Source organism: Spiroplasma endosymbiont of Cantharis rufa (assembly GCF_964019665.1).
Classification (GTDB): Bacteria; Bacillota_I; Bacilli_A; order Mycoplasmatales; family Mycoplasmataceae; genus Spiroplasma_A.
On record NZ_OZ026459.1, the window covers coordinates 1,029,475 to 1,045,265 of the forward strand.

Sequence of the window (15,791 nt, forward strand, 5' to 3'; positions counted from 1 at the left end):
CCGTTTTATTTATTTTATAATTTTAACTAAATAAAAGACTTTATTTTATTTAAAGCATTTTTATAGATATAAGAATTTTTTTCTTCCTTAGAATTAAAACTCATTATAGGTTCAATCTTTACTAAACCCATATTTGACTTCATTGGTTTTAATTTTTTATGCTTTGGATTTGTGATATAGCTTATCAAACTACCCAAAATTGTATCTTCTGGAAATGCTATAAATTCACTTTGATTAATATAACTAAGAATTCCTCTACTTGCAACTAAGCCTGATGCAAATGATTCTATATATCCCTCTACACCTGTAATTTGACCTGCAAAGAATATATTCTTTTTTCGCATCATTTGTAGTTTGTTATTAAGAATTTTGGGAGAATTTATAAAGTTGTTTTTATGCATAACTCCAAATCTTCTAAAAACTGCTTTTTCCAGTCCTGGAAGAGATGAAAAAATTTGCTTTTGCTCTTTTCAAATAATATTTGTTTGAAAACCAACCATATTATACAAATTATCCATTGCATCATCTCTTCTTAATTGTACAGCTGAATAAGGCATCACTCCATCAACATTTTCTAGTCCATTTGGTGACATAGCCGATTTTAATAGTATCTTTTTAGAGTTTTTAGCTAACTGTTCTATTGGTTGACAACCTCTAAAAAAAATTTCTTGTTCAAAATCTTTTAAATCAACAGTATTTGCAGTTACTAGTTTATTATGAAAAATACTAAATTCCTCTTCATTTAATGGTATACAAATATAACTATTATCATTTTTATATCTTGATTTATAATAGACTTTTGAGAAGTCTATTGATTGTTTTTCAATTATAGGAGCAGATGCATCTAGATAAAATAACTTTTGTTTTCCAAGTAATTTTTCTAACTGCATTTTAAATTCTTGTGAACATAAAGGACCACTTGCAATTAAAACTATTTCTTGTGTATTTAAATCTAAAAATTCTTCTTCAAATACCTTTATATTTTTATGACTTCTTATTCTTTGATCAACTAAATCTGAAAATGCTTTTCTATCTACTGCAAGAGCATCATCAGAAGGAATCTGAGTTTTAAAGGCACAATCCAATATAAAGGAGCTTAAAAGTTCAAGTTCTTTTTTTAAAATACCAACAGCATTTTGAGTTGATAAACTTCTAAAAGTATTTGAACAAACTAATTCTCCAAATGTTTCTAATGTTTGAATTTCATTTTTTTGAATTTTTTTCTTTTCATATAAATAAACTTCAATACCCTTTTCGGCTAATTGCCAAGCTGCTTCACAACCTGCTAAACCAGCACCAATTATATTTACTTTCATTACTTTATCTCCAATAACTCATTAATTTTTTTTTCATTAACGCTTTCATCTCAACTTTTATTATTTCTTACACAAGAACCAACATGAATATTTTTAGATAATTTTTTAAAACTAGAAAAGTTTTTTTGATCAATTCCACCACCAACTAATACTTTTGTATTTAAGTTAAGAGTCACAAGTTTTTTTATAATTTTTCTACCTTTTTTTATATCATGACCACCACTTGTTAAAACATTATCTATTCCAAGTTCATTTAACAATCGATAAGATTCAATAAAATCCTTTACCTCATCAAATGCTTTATGAAATGTTATTTCTAAATTTCCCTTTTGTTTAATGACTTGTTTCATAAATTGAACATCTATTGTTAAGTCCTTATTAAGAGCACCGATAACTATTCCATTTGCCTTTGTTGTTCTAATAAATTTAATTTGTTCTATCATATCTTTTTTTTCTTTTTCAGTATAAAAAAAATCTCTTGCTGTATTTCTAACAATAATATTTATTGGTAATTTTGATAAATCACAGGCATATTTAATATCTTCTAAAGCAGGAGTTAAACCCCCAACTTTTAAATCATTACAAAATTCAATTCTGCTTGCATTAGAATTACTTATTAATCTAATATCTTTAAAATCTTTTCCAATAACTTCTAATAGCATCTTACAAATATTCCTCCAAAACTCTTACTTTATCTAACTTTTCTCAACTAAATTCTTTTTTTCCAAAATGACCATATTTACTTGTTCTAAAATATACTGGTGATTTTAAATCTAATGTATTGATAATTGAGTTAACTTTAAAATTAAAATTATCATTTAGAGCTCTATAAATAACATCCATAGATACTTTATTTGTTCCAAAAGTTTCTATAAAAATAGAAACTGGGTCTGGTTTACCAATTGCATAACTTACTTGAATTTCAACTTTATCAGCCAATTTTGCAGCAACAATATTTTTTGCGGCATAGCGACACATATAAGCAGCACTTCTATCAACTTTACTTGGATCTTTTCCAGAGAAAGCTCCTCCTCCATGACGAGAATATCCTCCGTAAGTATCTACAATAATTTTTCTTCCAGTAAGTCCTGTATCACCCTTTGGTCCACCAATAACAAATCTTCCTGTTGGATTAATTAGAACATTAAAATCTGTATTTAATCTATATCGTTTTGCAATGATATCCATAATATTATTTTTTATAAACTTTTCAAAAGTCTCTTGATTATAATCATTGTCATGTTGAATTGACATTAAAACTGTATCAATTCTCGGGTTTTTTTCATTAGTATAATCAATTGTTACTTGTGATTTCATATCTGGTTGAGCCCATTTAAAAATTCCATTTTTTCTTAATTTTGAAGCCAAATGAACTAAATCATGAGCTATTTGTATTGAATATGGCATATAGGTTTGTGTTTCACTATTTGCATAACCAAACATAATTCCTTGATCTCCTGCTCCCATATCTTTTTTTTCAACACCCATTGCAATATCAGGAGATTGTGTATTAATTTTAACTACTATCTCACATTTTTCTGGGTCAATACCTGTATAAGCATCATTATAGCCAACTCTTTTTAAAACTCACTTAGCAATCCCAGCATAATCAACAATTGCCTTTGTAGTTATTTCTCCACCAATTAATAAATAATTTTCTGTAATAAAAGTTTCACAAGCTACTTTTGAATTAGAATCCTGCTTTAAGCATTGATCCAATATCGCATCACTTATTTGATCACAAATTTTATCTGGATGTCCCTCTGAAACCGATTCACTAGTAAATAATTTTTTCATATTTTATTTCTCTTCTCCTTCAAAAAAATGAAAACTTCTCCAACAAAAGAGAAGTTAAATAGATCTCATCGTTGGTTTCCCCTTAATTTCAGCACCTAATTTAATAGGTTGCTACTACCTCATCGAGTTGTTTTCTCTCAGTAGTTCCAAATAAGAATAATTTTAAGTTTTACAAAGTAATAATAACAAATTTTTATATATTTTTAACAATTAATTCAAATACATCTTCTGATTTTTTAGTATTTAATAAATAATGCTTTTTTTCTTTAATTGTTTCTAAAACATATTTATCCTTATCTAACTTTGATAGATAGTTCGCTATTTTTTTTGAATCACAATAAAAATCATTATTTGAAAGAAATATACTAATACTCATTTTTGAACTATTAATATTTTTAATTGACTTCTTATTAATTTTTTTTCATAGATAATATTCAGTTACAGTTAATAAATTTTTTGTTATATTTTCATCTTCCAATTTTTTTGCATACTCTTTTTCATCAGTAAAATCTAATCCATTAATTGGTTCTACAAGTTTAGTATTTGCTCTAAAAAGTGTTCCCCATCATAGTTTTAAATAAAAGTTAAATCTTTTTTTATAAGGATTATTTAATCTTAGTGAAGAGGAGATAATTTTATATACTCTCTTATCTTTTGAAAAAAAGGAACAAATACTACCTCCAAATCCTTCCCCCAAAAGTACTATTTTAGCATTGGGATTTGCCACACTAATAACTTCAATAATTTCTGCTAAGTCAGAAATTGATGCGCCAAAACTAAAATGATTATTAATTTCATTTTCTCCACAGTTTCTTTGATCATAAGATACTAAAGAATACTTATTTTTTTGAGTTTTTCTTAATCAAGATTCTAATTTATCAAAATCTTTTCTATTTCTATAAATATCATGAACACCAATAATAATAAATTCACTCTTTGGATCAATTTCTCCAAATCATCTAAGTTCATAACCTGAGGTAGTTTTAAACATTTTTTTCTTTACAAGTTCACTTTTTATAATTGGAGCTGAGTTAAATTTAATTTTATTAAATTTAACAATTCTTGCAATTAAAGTCAAAATAAAAATAAAAATAAAAGTCCCAATCATAACATAAACAATTATGCTAAGAAGTTCTCAAACAGCTAATCATATTTCCATAAAATCACCTTTTTAATTATAAATAAAAAGTACTCAAAAAAGTACTTTTTATAAGTTTTCTTAATCTTCATGAGCTAATTCTAATGCATAGACATCAAATTGTCCCATAAATCAAAATGCATAAATAACATTCTGCTTTCTAGTTATAAATTCATTATTCCCTATAACATTAATTGCCTCATAAACAACATTACCTGCATCTTGCTCTAAATTAACTCTCATTTTTTCAAAATCATAAATTGATTGGCGTCCATACATTTCGTTTTTTCTTTCATATTCAATTTCTTTCAAAACACTATCATAAGTATCTCTGTATTTTAAAAATGATTTTAAGTTTTGTTCAATACCCCCACAAACATTCATAACCTCTTTATCTAAAGCCAATAAACATTCATGTAAATTTCTAAGTCTGTCTTGTCTTTTCATAATTATTTTCTCTCCTAGTAATAGGTATTTATATTTTTATTATACACAATTTAAAATAGAAAATATTTTCTTATAAAAAGCCCTTACTATAAAAAATAAAGTTTTATAGCAATTGTATTCTTTCAATTGATTTTGCCTTATTTTCTGAATCTAATTTTATAATAACAGCACAAAGAAGTCCTGGATTTTCAGATGGTGTAAACTTACTTGGTAGTCCAGTTTTTTCTTTAAAAATAACTTCTTCTGGATTAGCTCCAATAATTGAGTTAATAGGTCCTGTCATTCCAACATCTGTAATAAAAGCAGTACCTTTTGGTAATAACCTCTCATCTGCTGTTTGAACGTGTGTATGGGTTCCTACAACAGCTGTTAAAATTCCATCATAGTTTCAAGCAAATGCTAATTTTTCAGCACTTGCCTCAGCATGAAAATCAACAATATGAATATCAGCTGTATTTTTTTGAATTATTTTGTCCATTACCTCATATGGATTATTTACATGTTCCATAAAACTCTTACCCATCATATTAGTAACTCTAATTTTTAAATTTCCAAAGTTATATTCATTTGTCCCGACTCCCAAATTAAAAGAGTTCATATTTGCAGGTCTTAAAAGGTCATCAACATTATTAATAAAATCAAAAGTCTCTTTAACTTTAAAAATGTGATTTCCACTAGTTATTACATTTACTTTTAATTTTTTAAGAAAATCATAGTGATTTTTATTTATACCTTTACCATGACTAATATTTTCACCATTAACAATAATAAAATCAATTTTGTTTTTTTGAACAATAAAACTAAGATGTTTTTCTAATACATCTCTTCCAGATTTTGAATATACATCTCCTACCACTAAAAAATTCATTATAAATTTTTCTCCAATTCTATAATCAATTCTTCTATTGAAATTTTCTTTACTTTTGCATTATCCAAAACTTCTTTGATTTTATTATTTTTTAATTTTAGTTTTAATTTATTTTCTAAATCAGTTAATAATAAAGAAGTTTTACTAATGCTATCATAAATAGCATTTCTTGATACTTTAAATTCTTTAGCGATCTCTTGCAAAGTTAAATCCTCAAAAAAATATAATTCAAAATATTGACACTGTTTTTCAGTTAATAACCTTTTATAATAATCATATAGTTGTGCTAAATCAGCAGTTTTTTGTATATCTTGATTAATCATTTATATTATCTTCCATAAAATCTGATGTTAGTTCTCAAATATAATTGTCTATATCAAATTCTTCTATATCATTTACAGTTTCACCCGTACCAACTAATTTAACTGGAATATTTAAAATATCTTTAATAGCTAAAGCAATTCCACCTTTACTTGTACCATCCATTTTTGTAAGAACTATCCCTGAAATATTAGTTGTTTCTGAAAAAGCTTTTGCTTGACTTATTCCATTTTGTCCAGTTTGAGCATCAATAACCAACAATCTCTCATGAGGACCATCAGAAATACTCTTTTGAATAATTTTAGTCATTTTTTCTAATTCTTTCATTAAGTGCTCTTTATTTTGAAGTCTTCCAGCTGTATCAATTAATAATAAATCATATTTTTCAGCAATTGCTTTTTTAATTCCATCAAAAACAACACTTGCAGGGTCTTTAGAATTATTTTCAGATTTTATTAGATCTACATTTTTAAGCCTTTTATCACATCATTCTTGAAGTTGTTCCACAGCTCCTGCTCTAAATGTATCTGCTGCTGCTATTAAAACTTTTTTATCCATACCTGAGTAATAATTTGCTATTTTTGCAATACTTGTTGTTTTTCCAACTCCATTAACACCTACCATTATAAAAATGTTTAATCTATCATCTTTATAGTTTAATTTATCATTATATTTACGACCACTATTATAAGTTTCATATATCTCTTCAACAAGAATTTCTTTTATTTGATCAAAAGAATGCTTTGCTTTTGCTTTTTTTCTCACTCTATTTGATATGTCTAAAACCATTTTCATTCCCATATCAGTTCTAATTAAAATATTTTCTAAGTCCTCAAAAAATTCATTATTTGGTTCCTTATAATGTTTACTCAATTTTTTTATATCAGTTGAAAATGTTAAAGTCTTTTTGTGCTCTTTTTTATGTTTTTTTTGTTGTTTTTTGATTTCATGTCTCTCTTTTAAATTACTTCAAAATCCCATAAAAATTCCTCATTTCTCAATATTAATTGTATAATAATTTTAATATATTATATATATATTAATGTGTGAGGCGATATTATGAAAAAAATGTTATCAGTTTGACTATCTTTAGGTTTAACTGTTTCTACTGGTGTAAGCATGACACTAGCAGATAAAAATGTAAATAAATATTCAAAATTTTTAATTGGCTTAGATGATTTTCTTTATTTAAAAGTTGAAAAGCAAGAAAATGTGGATAAATTAACAAATAGGGAAATACAAAAATTATTAAAGGAAGCATTTTCTAATAGTGAATTTGGGTTGGCTTTATACAAAAAAATTGATTTTGAAGTACTAAATCAAGAAAATGGAGAAATAGATATCTTATTTAAAGATAAGAAAAACTCAAATATTCTTAATGAAAAAATTTTAATTAAATTTAATGTTGTTTTATTTAACTACGACAAAATTGATGATGTAGTTAATATTTTAAATAGATACTTATTTATTAATCCTTTAGTTTTAAATAAGGGTAGCTATCTTCAAATTGAACTAGAAGATATTTTAAAGAGTAAATTTAAAAATATATTTGACAAATATGTTTCATCAAGTATATTTTTAAATAATGTAGATGAATTTTGAGAATTCTTAGACTTTCAAGAATTGAATAAACAACAAAATGATATTATAAAAGCTAATTTTTTAAATAATACCAATTTGGATTTTAGAATAATAAGAGATTCATCAAACATTGGAATTAAAAAAAGTGATAAATTTATTACCTACTATGAAGATGAAGAAATGATGAATAAGGAAATATTTGATTGAATTAAAAAATACTCATTTTTTAATAAAAATAGAGCTAATTATAATAACTTATTTAAAATTGAAGCAAAAAATGAAAAACAAATTACTTTCTCACTTTCAAGTAAATACTTTAGTTGTGCTAAGTTGATTACATTGGAAATAATAAAAGGAACTTTTTAAAAGTTCCTTTTATTATTTCTTAGTGCTCAAATTATTAATCATTGATTCTTGAAGTTCTTCAAATTTACCTGTTCTAATAAATTGTAATGTTTCTTCAATATTTATAAGACATTCTCCAGCTCTCTCTAGATTTTTCAATTGTCTTACAATTGTAATTATTTTTTTAGATTCAGTTGCATTTTTAGAATCTGATATTCTAGTTGCTAAAATATTTGATAAATTTGAGAATTCCATACTTAGTTGTTCCTCAGCCTTTAAAACTTTTTGATGTTGGTCATTATCATAATTATCAATTAAAAGTGAGATTATATTTAGCATCTTATTAACTAAATCAAACATTTTTGATATATATTCAATTTCAATTGGTTGGGGATTGTACTTGATAGTAAAAGCACAAATATGTTTAGCCACATCAGCAATTCTTTCAATTTCACGGCTGATTAAAACTCCCCCAACTGCTAATCTTAAATCTCCAGCTACCATTTGTTGTTTTGCAATTTTTCATAAAGCCATTTTTGTGAAACTATTTTGTAAATCATTTATTTTGATATCGCCATTAACTACTTCTTGTGCTAATTCAAGATTTTGTGATTTTAAAGATTCGAAAGTATTTGCATATTGAGATTTTGTAGCTTCTACTAATCTTATTAATTCACGTTTAATAGTTTTGATATCACTATCTAATATTTTGTTATATGACATCCATTTCCCCTCCTATCCAAATCTTCCTGAAATATAATCTTCTGTTTTTTGATCTTTTGGATTTGTAAATATTTTTTTTGTTCTATCATACTCGATTAATTCACCATGTAAGAAGAAAGCTGTATAATCACTCACTCTTGTAGCTTGTGCCATTGAATGGGTTACTATTACTATTGTATATTCATTTTTCAATTTTAGTATAAGTTCTTCAACTTTTAACGTTGCTATTGGATCTAATGCACTAGTTGGTTCATCCATTAATAAGATTTTTGGTCTCATTGCTATTGCTCTTGCAATACATAATCTTTGTTGTTGACCACCGCTTAATCCCAATGCTGAGTCTTTTAAGTAATCTTTTACATCATCTCAAAGTGCTGCTTTTTTTAATGAATCCTCAACGATTTGATTTAAAATATTTTTATCTGAAATTCCCTGATTTCTTGGACCAAAAGCTACATTATCATAAATTGACATAGGAAATGGATTTGCTTTTTGAAATACCATACCAACTTCAGTTCTCAATTTAACAACATCAGTACCTTTTTCATAAACATCTTTTGAATGGACAATAATTTTACCATCAATTGCAATATTATCTACAAGATCATTCATTCTATTTATTGATCTTAATAGTGTTGATTTCCCACACCCAGATGGTCCAATAAAAGCTGTAACTGTATTTTCCTTTACTGCCATATTTATATCAAATAATGCTTGTTTTGAACCAGAGTTATAATAGAAATTAAAACCTTCAATTTCTATTACATTTTGTCTTTGTTTCAAAGCTACTTTTTTAGGTTTTTGAAATATTTTCTCTTCTGATAATATCTCTAAATCATCAGTTTCAACAATTTCATTTTCTACATTCTTATTTGAAACCATCTTTTAATTCTCACTCTCTTTTATTTTTCTAATTTTTTTAGGTTTAGACTTTAATTTCGATTCACTCTTAATTGTTCTTATAACATTATTTCGAGTTTTAGCATTTTTGGCATATATTTTTATTCTTTTAAAATTAAAGACATTTACTCATTTCTTATACAAGGATATTGTATCTTTTTTTGTTTTTAATGAAACCTTTTTAATACTTGTTCATGTAAACATTCCAATGAATAGTTTGAATCGCATTTTGATTGAAACTTTTTTATGAATTGGATTTAATTTGAAACCAATATACTTACTTAAAATATTTAAACCTAAAACTAAAAATATTGTAACTAGGGCAATTTGATATGCTACTCCTAAAGTATGAGGATCATTTCCCTCTGAAGCCATCATATAAATTTGAGTAGTTAATGTAGCTCCTGATGAGAAGAATCCTTCTGATGGCATTCTTACAGCTGTTCCCAAAGTTAAGTAAACAGGTGCTGATTCTCCAATAATTCTAGCAACAGCTAGAATAGTTGCGGTGACAAGTCCCTTAGTTGAATTAGGAATGATAACTTTAAACAGCACTCCCGTTTTTGTCATACCCATTCCATAAGCTGCTTCTTTATAAAGTAAAGGTACTCCTGTAATTGAATCTTCAAAGTTTGTTATCATTGATGGTAATATTACAATTGTCATTGTTAAACTTGCTGCAAATATGGACATTGGAATTCCCATACCTACTACAAATAAACTTAATCCAAAAACTCCAAATACAATACTTGGTGTGGATGCAAGCACGTTTATTGAAAATCTTATAATTTTTGCAAACTTACTATCTTTGTGAGCATACTCTGCCAAATAAATAGCCACTATTAAAGCTAATGGTATAGCAAATATTATTGTTGCTAAAACTAACAATATTGTTGTAAATAATAGAGCAAAAATTCCACTTCTTTGTCCTTCAATTTCAACAAAAGCTGTTGCATCAAATCCACCAATTCCCTTAATTGTAACTGTCAATAAAATTCAACTAGTAAATCCAATAATTATTGCAGTTGAAGAAATCATAAAGAAATTAAGAATAAAACTATTTACCTTTTTGGCAAATCTTTTTTCAGTATAAGTGTGAACAAGAATATTTAAATTATGACTGTCATATCGATAATCATTTTTAATTGCTTTCACTTTTTTATGCTTCATATTTTTAATAGACTTTGTTTTTTTATTGTTAATATTTCCCACAGCAATAATTAATAAGTTTATAAAAATAACTATTACAAATAAAACCATCCCAATAGCATAAAGTGCAGACTCATGAGTTGTCCCATGGTTTTCTAACATTTCTAAACCTATTGTTCCTGCTAAAGTTCTAATTGAAGAAAATATAAATCCAAAAAAGCCATCATTTGTATTTAACCCTTTTGTTGAATTTCCTGCTATTAATATAACAGCCATTGTTTCACCAATAATTCTAGCAACTCCTGTAATAATTGCTGTAATAATTTTTGGCATTGCAGCTACTAAAACTACACCAAAAGTAGTTTTTTCTTTTGTCATTCCTAATCCAAGAGAAGCAAATCTATGCCCCTCTGGAACTGATTCAATAGCATTGACAGATAAACTAATCATTGTTGGTAAAGCCATAAAAGCCAATGTAAAACTTGCTGTCATCATATTTCCACTAGTTGGTGCACCCATGGCAACAAAAATTGGTCCAATTTGATCTAGTGCAAATAATCCAAAAACAACAGATGGAATCCCAGCTAATAGTTGAATCATAGTAACTACAAATTTTTTAGTTCTATTTTTTAAGTACTCAGTAATAAAAAGCGAACTAAATATTGTTAAAGGTATTGCAAATAATAAAGTTAAAAATAACATCATTAGAGTAGATAATATTATCTTACCTAATCCATAAGAGCCATCTTCACCATCTCTTGCTGGTGCTCACATTCCAGAAAATAAGAACTTAAAAAAAGAAAATTCTTTAAATACTGGAATAGATTTATATAATATATATCCAACTAAAACAGCTAATATAATAAGAACAATTGTTGTTACAAAAAAAACAGATATTTTAGTTGATAAATCCATTTTAGAGGTTTTTGCCTTTGGCAAACTTTTTACAGAGTTTTTAACCATTAGAAGTACCTCCTAAAGATTTATATCTCATATTTTTAACAAGTCCTTCACTTTTGAATACTTCATTTGAACCATCTCTATTCATAAAATTAAAAAGATCCATTAATTGATTTAATTTTTTATTATATATACTAAATATAGCAATGAATGGTCTTTTAAATTCATACTCAGTTTTAATAAATTTATCTGTGATTGATTCATTAATATTAAATTCTACAGATTCTTTTTCTGGCTTTCAATCTTGTCATTTTTTTTCTTCTTCTGATCATTCTAATGGAACATTATCTTTTCCTATTGGTAATTTGAAATTGTTAAATCCAGCTAATTTTACAACACCATCTTCAGACAATTGACCTAAAAATCCATTAGAGACGTAACCTAAGCTTGGACTTTTAGTCATATTTTCAATCATTGAACCATTTGAATTAACAACATTTGAAGAAGACATATCTTTTATTTTAGTTAAATCTGAAAAAGCTGATCTTGTTCCAGACCCATCTTCTCTAGTAAAAGTAATTAATTTAGTTTTTGGTTGAGCATTTATTAAGTTAAACATTTCTTCATAAAAATCTTGATTATTATTTCAGTCTTCTTTTAAACCTAATAACTCTATTGCCAACTCTTCTCAAGTGTAATTTCCACTATAAGCTTTTTTCAATAATTCATCTTCATCTTCTTTTTTAAAATTCATAAGATCATTTAAACTAATTTCATTATTATTTATTAATTTAATTTTTTTATTTCAATATTCAGGAGGATTATATATTACTCCAATTGCATCAATTGCAAACTCTAATGCAATATATGAATTATTTTTTTCAACAGTTTGAATTTCTTCAATTGCTTTTGGATCAAATTCACATTCATTTGAATTTTGACATATTTCTAAAAAATTATTTCCTTTAGTTAAAGTCTTATTACTTATATCCTTAGAAATAAAACCAGCTGTATACATATCTTTTTCAACTCCACCAACACCTGCTTGGCTTCCTGTTGAATTATAAATAAAATCTACTTTCTCTGGTTTATTATAATATTCTTTTGTAAGTTTTTGCATAAATGGGTTAACACTAGTGCTTCCACCTAAAATAATTGCCTTTTTAGGTGCAACAGCACTTCATATTCATAGACATAATATTACTGATAAGAATGTCAGTAATATTATGCTTATTTTTCTTGTCATATTTCGTCTCCTAGCATTTCTATGCTAATTTGTATTTGATAATTTTTTTGCTTCAATTAACTTAATTTGAACAAGTTTTGTAATACCCTTTTGTTCCATTGTTGCTCCAAATAAAGTGTCACAATTTTCCATTGTACCCATTCTATGAGTAACAATCATGAATTGTGTACTCTTAGTAAATGTCTTAATATATTTTGCAAATCGTTCTACGTTTGCAATATCTAGAGGAGCTTCTACCTCATCTAGAATAACCAATGGAATTGGTTTAACTTTTAGAATTGAGAATAAAACAGATAATGCTACCATTGATTTTTCTCCACCACTTAATAGATTTAGATTTGCAATTTTTTTACCTGGTGGAGCTATTTTTAAATCAATACCTGTATTTAAAATATCATCTGGATTTGTATAAATAATTGATGCAGTTCCCCCCCCAAATAATGTTGCAAATGTATCTGGTAATACTCCATTAACATCTTTAATTATTTTTTTGAACTGAATTATCATTTGTTGATCCATATCGCCAATTGCATCTTTTAGATTTTTAATAGATTCAAGCACATCTTGAGTTTGCTCAACATATGTTTGATATCTTTCATTTTCTTCTTGATATTCATCAATTGAATCTAAGTTAACATTCCCCAATGAATGAATTTCTTTTCTTAAATAATTAATTCTATCTCTAACTTCACTTTCTGTTTCAATAAGACTAGTATTTAGTTCCAATGCTGCTTCAAAAGTTAAGCTATAATTTTGAGCTAATCTCGTTGTTGCATTAACTTGTTTTTCTTGCATTAAAGTTCCATCAGAGTTTAAATTTGAATACTTATCTTTTAATGAAGATAATAAACCTCTATCTTGGTTAATAATTGAGTTTAAACTATTTTGTCTTTCATTTGATTTATCTTTTAAAGTTCTAATAACATTAATTTGCTGTTGAATTTCATCCTTTAATGTTTCTTGTGCAGATATCTCAGAAATAATTTTAATAATTTGTTCATCAATTGATTGGAATTCTTGTTGACCTCCATCAAGTTCTTTACCAGTAATTATTCTAAATTCTTCTTTTACTTCAGTTGCCTCTTTTTCAATTAATTGAGAAGAGTTTCTAGAAGCTCCTATTGCAGTTTGAATTTCAGCAATTTCTTCACGTAAAACTTCTATCATACCACTTAGAACTTCTACTTCTTTGGAAGTTTCAAGTTCTTTTTGATCAAGTTCTTTTTTCTGATTTTCGTATTCTTGAATTTGAGCAGAGTCATTTAAAACTACATTTTTACTTCTTCTACTTCCACCAATAATTGCTCCATGTGGTAATATTCTTTGCCCATCTAAAGTAACTATGTGAAATTTCTGATTTGTAATTTTTGAAAGCTCTATTGCATTTTCATAATCATCAACAACTAAATAATTTGATAAAAGATAATCTAATACTACTTGATATTTTTTATCTATATTTACAAGTTCATTTCCAAATCCAATAAATCCCTTTGATTTTTGAATAATAAATCTTGTTTCATTATTAATAAAACTAGGTTTTAAATTATCAAGTGGTAAAAATGTTGCATAACCTGCCTTATTGTTTTTTAAGAAATCAATTGAAATTTTTACATCTTTAGTTGATTTAACAACTATATTTTGTAATCCATTTTGAATTACAGTTAAAAGTGCAACCTCATAATTTTTATTTATACTAATTAATTCCTGAACGGTTCCCATAATTCCTGATAGTGTTGATCTATTTTCAAGAATATTTTTTACTCCTTCAAATAAGTTATCAAAAGAATTTTTTCTTGCTAATAGAGTTTCTAAACTTGATTCAGTTTTAGCAAGTTGCTTTCTGATTGCATCTAATTCTTGATTTAATCTAAAACGTTTTTCACTAGCATCATCTAAACTTTCTCTTTTTTCAACTTTATCTTTTAATAATTTTGAAAGTTTTTGCTCTTCAGCTTCTAATCTAATTTCTAATTCCTTTGCCCTATTTTTTAAATCAGAAATTTTAAATTCTTTATCATCGATATCAACTTTATTTTTTTTAGACTCAAAAGTAATTCTTGAGACTTTTAATTCACTAATTTTCTCTACTATATTAGTAAACCCTTTGTTAAGCTTTGATAATTCTTTTTCCTTATTATAATTTGAATCTGCAATAGTGTTAAACTCTTCACTTCTTTTACTAATTTGTTTATCTAACGAATTAATTTCTAATTTTATTTCACTTTTTTGTTCATTAATTTCAATTATTTTTTGCTTATAAAGTTTTATGTCATTTACAAGAACTGCAACTTCAATATTTTTTAGTTCATCAAAAAATTCTTTATAAGATTCAGCTTTTTTTGATTGTTTTTTTAAAGTTGGTAATTTTCTTTCAATTTCATTTATTATGTCATTTAGTCTATCTAAATTTTCTTGTGATCTTACAAGTTTTCTAATAGCTTCATCTTTTCTTTTCTTATAACGAGCAACCCCTGCTGCTTCATCAAAAAGCCTTCTTCTATCTTCAGGTTTTGATTCAACAAAGTTACTAATTGATCCCTGAGATATAATTGCTAAACTTGATTTAGTTAAACCTGTTTCTAAAGCAACATCTTGAATATCTTTTAAACGAACTCTACTTCCATTTATATAATATTCAGATTCTTTTGTTAATTTGAAAAACTTTCTTGTAATTGAAACTTCATTATATTCTAATGAACTAAAGGCTTTATTGCTATTGTCGAATACAAGGGTAATTTCTGCCATGTTTAATGGTTTCTTTTCACTACTTCCTGAGAATACAATATCATCAATTGAATCTCCACGAAGTGATTTATATGATTGTTCTCCAAGAGCTCACATAATAGCATCATTTATATTAGATTTACCGCTACCATTGGGACCTACTATCCCTGTCATTGAAAAGTCAAAATTTAAAGTAGTAGGTTCAGCAAAAGACTTGAACCCAAACGCTTCAATTTTTTTTAAGAATATCATTTTTTTACCTCTTGTAATCGTATATAGCCGTCCTATATAACAAACTCATTATATATATTTTAATGCATTTGTACAATTTTTTTT

14 protein-coding genes are annotated in these 15,791 nt (G+C 26.2%); 1 reads left to right on the forward strand and 13 read right to left on the reverse strand.

What is annotated here, in order from left to right; translation table 4 throughout:
- Nucleotides 1-26: 26 nt before the first annotated feature.
- The 8 genes from trmFO to ftsY form a co-directional block, all read right to left on the reverse strand.
- The gene (gene trmFO, locus AACL15_RS04445) at nt 27-1,316 is read right to left on the reverse strand and encodes a methylenetetrahydrofolate--tRNA-(uracil(54)-C(5))-methyltransferase (FADH(2)-oxidizing) TrmFO (RefSeq protein WP_339033822.1); all 1,290 of its coding nucleotides are present in this window, start codon (nt 1,314-1,316) and stop codon (nt 27-29) included.
- The gene (locus AACL15_RS04450; RefSeq protein ID WP_339033825.1) at nt 1,316-1,978 is read right to left on the reverse strand and encodes a copper homeostasis protein CutC; all 663 of its coding nucleotides are present in this window, start codon (nt 1,976-1,978) and stop codon (nt 1,316-1,318) included. Before AACL15_RS04450 ends, trmFO begins: the two co-directional genes overlap by 1 nt.
- A gap of 1 nt (nt 1,979) precedes the next feature.
- Nucleotides 1,980-3,113, reverse strand: coding sequence for a methionine adenosyltransferase (metK, locus tag AACL15_RS04455; protein WP_339033827.1), 1,134 nt, complete (start codon nt 3,111-3,113; stop codon nt 1,980-1,982).
- Between the two features lie 193 nt (nt 3,114-3,306).
- The gene (locus tag AACL15_RS04460; RefSeq protein WP_339033829.1) at nt 3,307-4,272 is read right to left on the reverse strand and encodes a serine aminopeptidase domain-containing protein; all 966 of its coding nucleotides are present in this window, start codon (nt 4,270-4,272) and stop codon (nt 3,307-3,309) included.
- Between the two features lie 60 nt (nt 4,273-4,332).
- Nucleotides 4,333-4,698 carry a hypothetical protein gene (locus AACL15_RS04465; RefSeq protein WP_339033830.1) on the reverse strand — a complete coding sequence of 122 codons (366 nt, stop codon included), beginning with the start codon at nt 4,696-4,698 and terminating at the stop codon, nt 4,333-4,335.
- Between the two features lie 103 nt (nt 4,699-4,801).
- Nucleotides 4,802-5,566, reverse strand: coding sequence for a TIGR00282 family metallophosphoesterase (locus AACL15_RS04470; RefSeq protein ID WP_339033831.1), 765 nt, complete (start codon nt 5,564-5,566; stop codon nt 4,802-4,804).
- Nucleotides 5,566-5,889, reverse strand: coding sequence for a YlxM family DNA-binding protein (gene ylxM, locus AACL15_RS04475; protein ID WP_339033833.1), 324 nt, complete (start codon nt 5,887-5,889; stop codon nt 5,566-5,568). The genes AACL15_RS04470 and ylxM overlap by 1 nt, the downstream gene beginning before the upstream one ends.
- Nucleotides 5,882-6,868 (reverse strand): signal recognition particle-docking protein FtsY, encoded by a 987-nt coding sequence (gene ftsY, locus AACL15_RS04480; RefSeq protein ID WP_339033835.1) that lies wholly within the window; start codon nt 6,866-6,868, stop codon nt 5,882-5,884. The genes ylxM and ftsY overlap by 8 nt, the downstream gene beginning before the upstream one ends.
- 78 nt (nt 6,869-6,946) lie before the next feature.
- Here ftsY and AACL15_RS04485 point away from each other — a divergent pair, with 78 nt between their 5' ends.
- On the forward strand, nt 6,947-7,834 hold the full coding sequence (locus tag AACL15_RS04485) for a hypothetical protein (protein ID WP_339033837.1): 888 nt from the start codon (nt 6,947-6,949) through the stop codon (nt 7,832-7,834).
- Between the two features lie 12 nt (nt 7,835-7,846).
- On the opposite strand, the gene phoU is transcribed toward AACL15_RS04485, so the two are convergent.
- Genes phoU through AACL15_RS04510 form a run of 5 tightly spaced genes read right to left on the reverse strand, consistent with a single transcriptional unit; the run spans nt 7,847 to nt 15,707 of the window.
- Complete coding sequence (gene phoU, locus AACL15_RS04490) at nt 7,847-8,536, reverse strand: phosphate signaling complex protein PhoU (protein WP_339033839.1); 690 nt, start codon at nt 8,534-8,536, stop codon at nt 7,847-7,849.
- Nucleotides 8,537-8,548: 12 nt separating this feature from the next.
- Nucleotides 8,549-9,418 carry a phosphate ABC transporter ATP-binding protein PstB gene (pstB, locus tag AACL15_RS04495; RefSeq protein WP_339033841.1) on the reverse strand — a complete coding sequence of 290 codons (870 nt, stop codon included), beginning with the start codon at nt 9,416-9,418 and terminating at the stop codon, nt 8,549-8,551.
- Between the two features lie 3 nt (nt 9,419-9,421).
- Nucleotides 9,422-11,548, reverse strand: a complete 2,127-nt coding sequence (gene pstA / locus AACL15_RS04500; RefSeq protein WP_339033843.1) for a phosphate ABC transporter permease PstA — start codon at nt 11,546-11,548, stop codon at nt 9,422-9,424.
- Nucleotides 11,541-12,731 (reverse strand): phosphate ABC transporter substrate-binding protein, encoded by a 1,191-nt coding sequence (gene ptsS / locus AACL15_RS04505; protein WP_339033845.1) that lies wholly within the window; start codon nt 12,729-12,731, stop codon nt 11,541-11,543. Before ptsS ends, pstA begins: the two co-directional genes overlap by 8 nt.
- Nucleotides 12,732-12,755: 24 nt before the next feature.
- A complete protein-coding gene (locus tag AACL15_RS04510) occupies nt 12,756-15,707 on the reverse strand; it encodes a chromosome segregation protein SMC (RefSeq protein WP_339033847.1) in 2,952 nt (983 codons plus the stop codon).
- Nucleotides 15,708-15,791 lie beyond the last annotated feature (84 nt).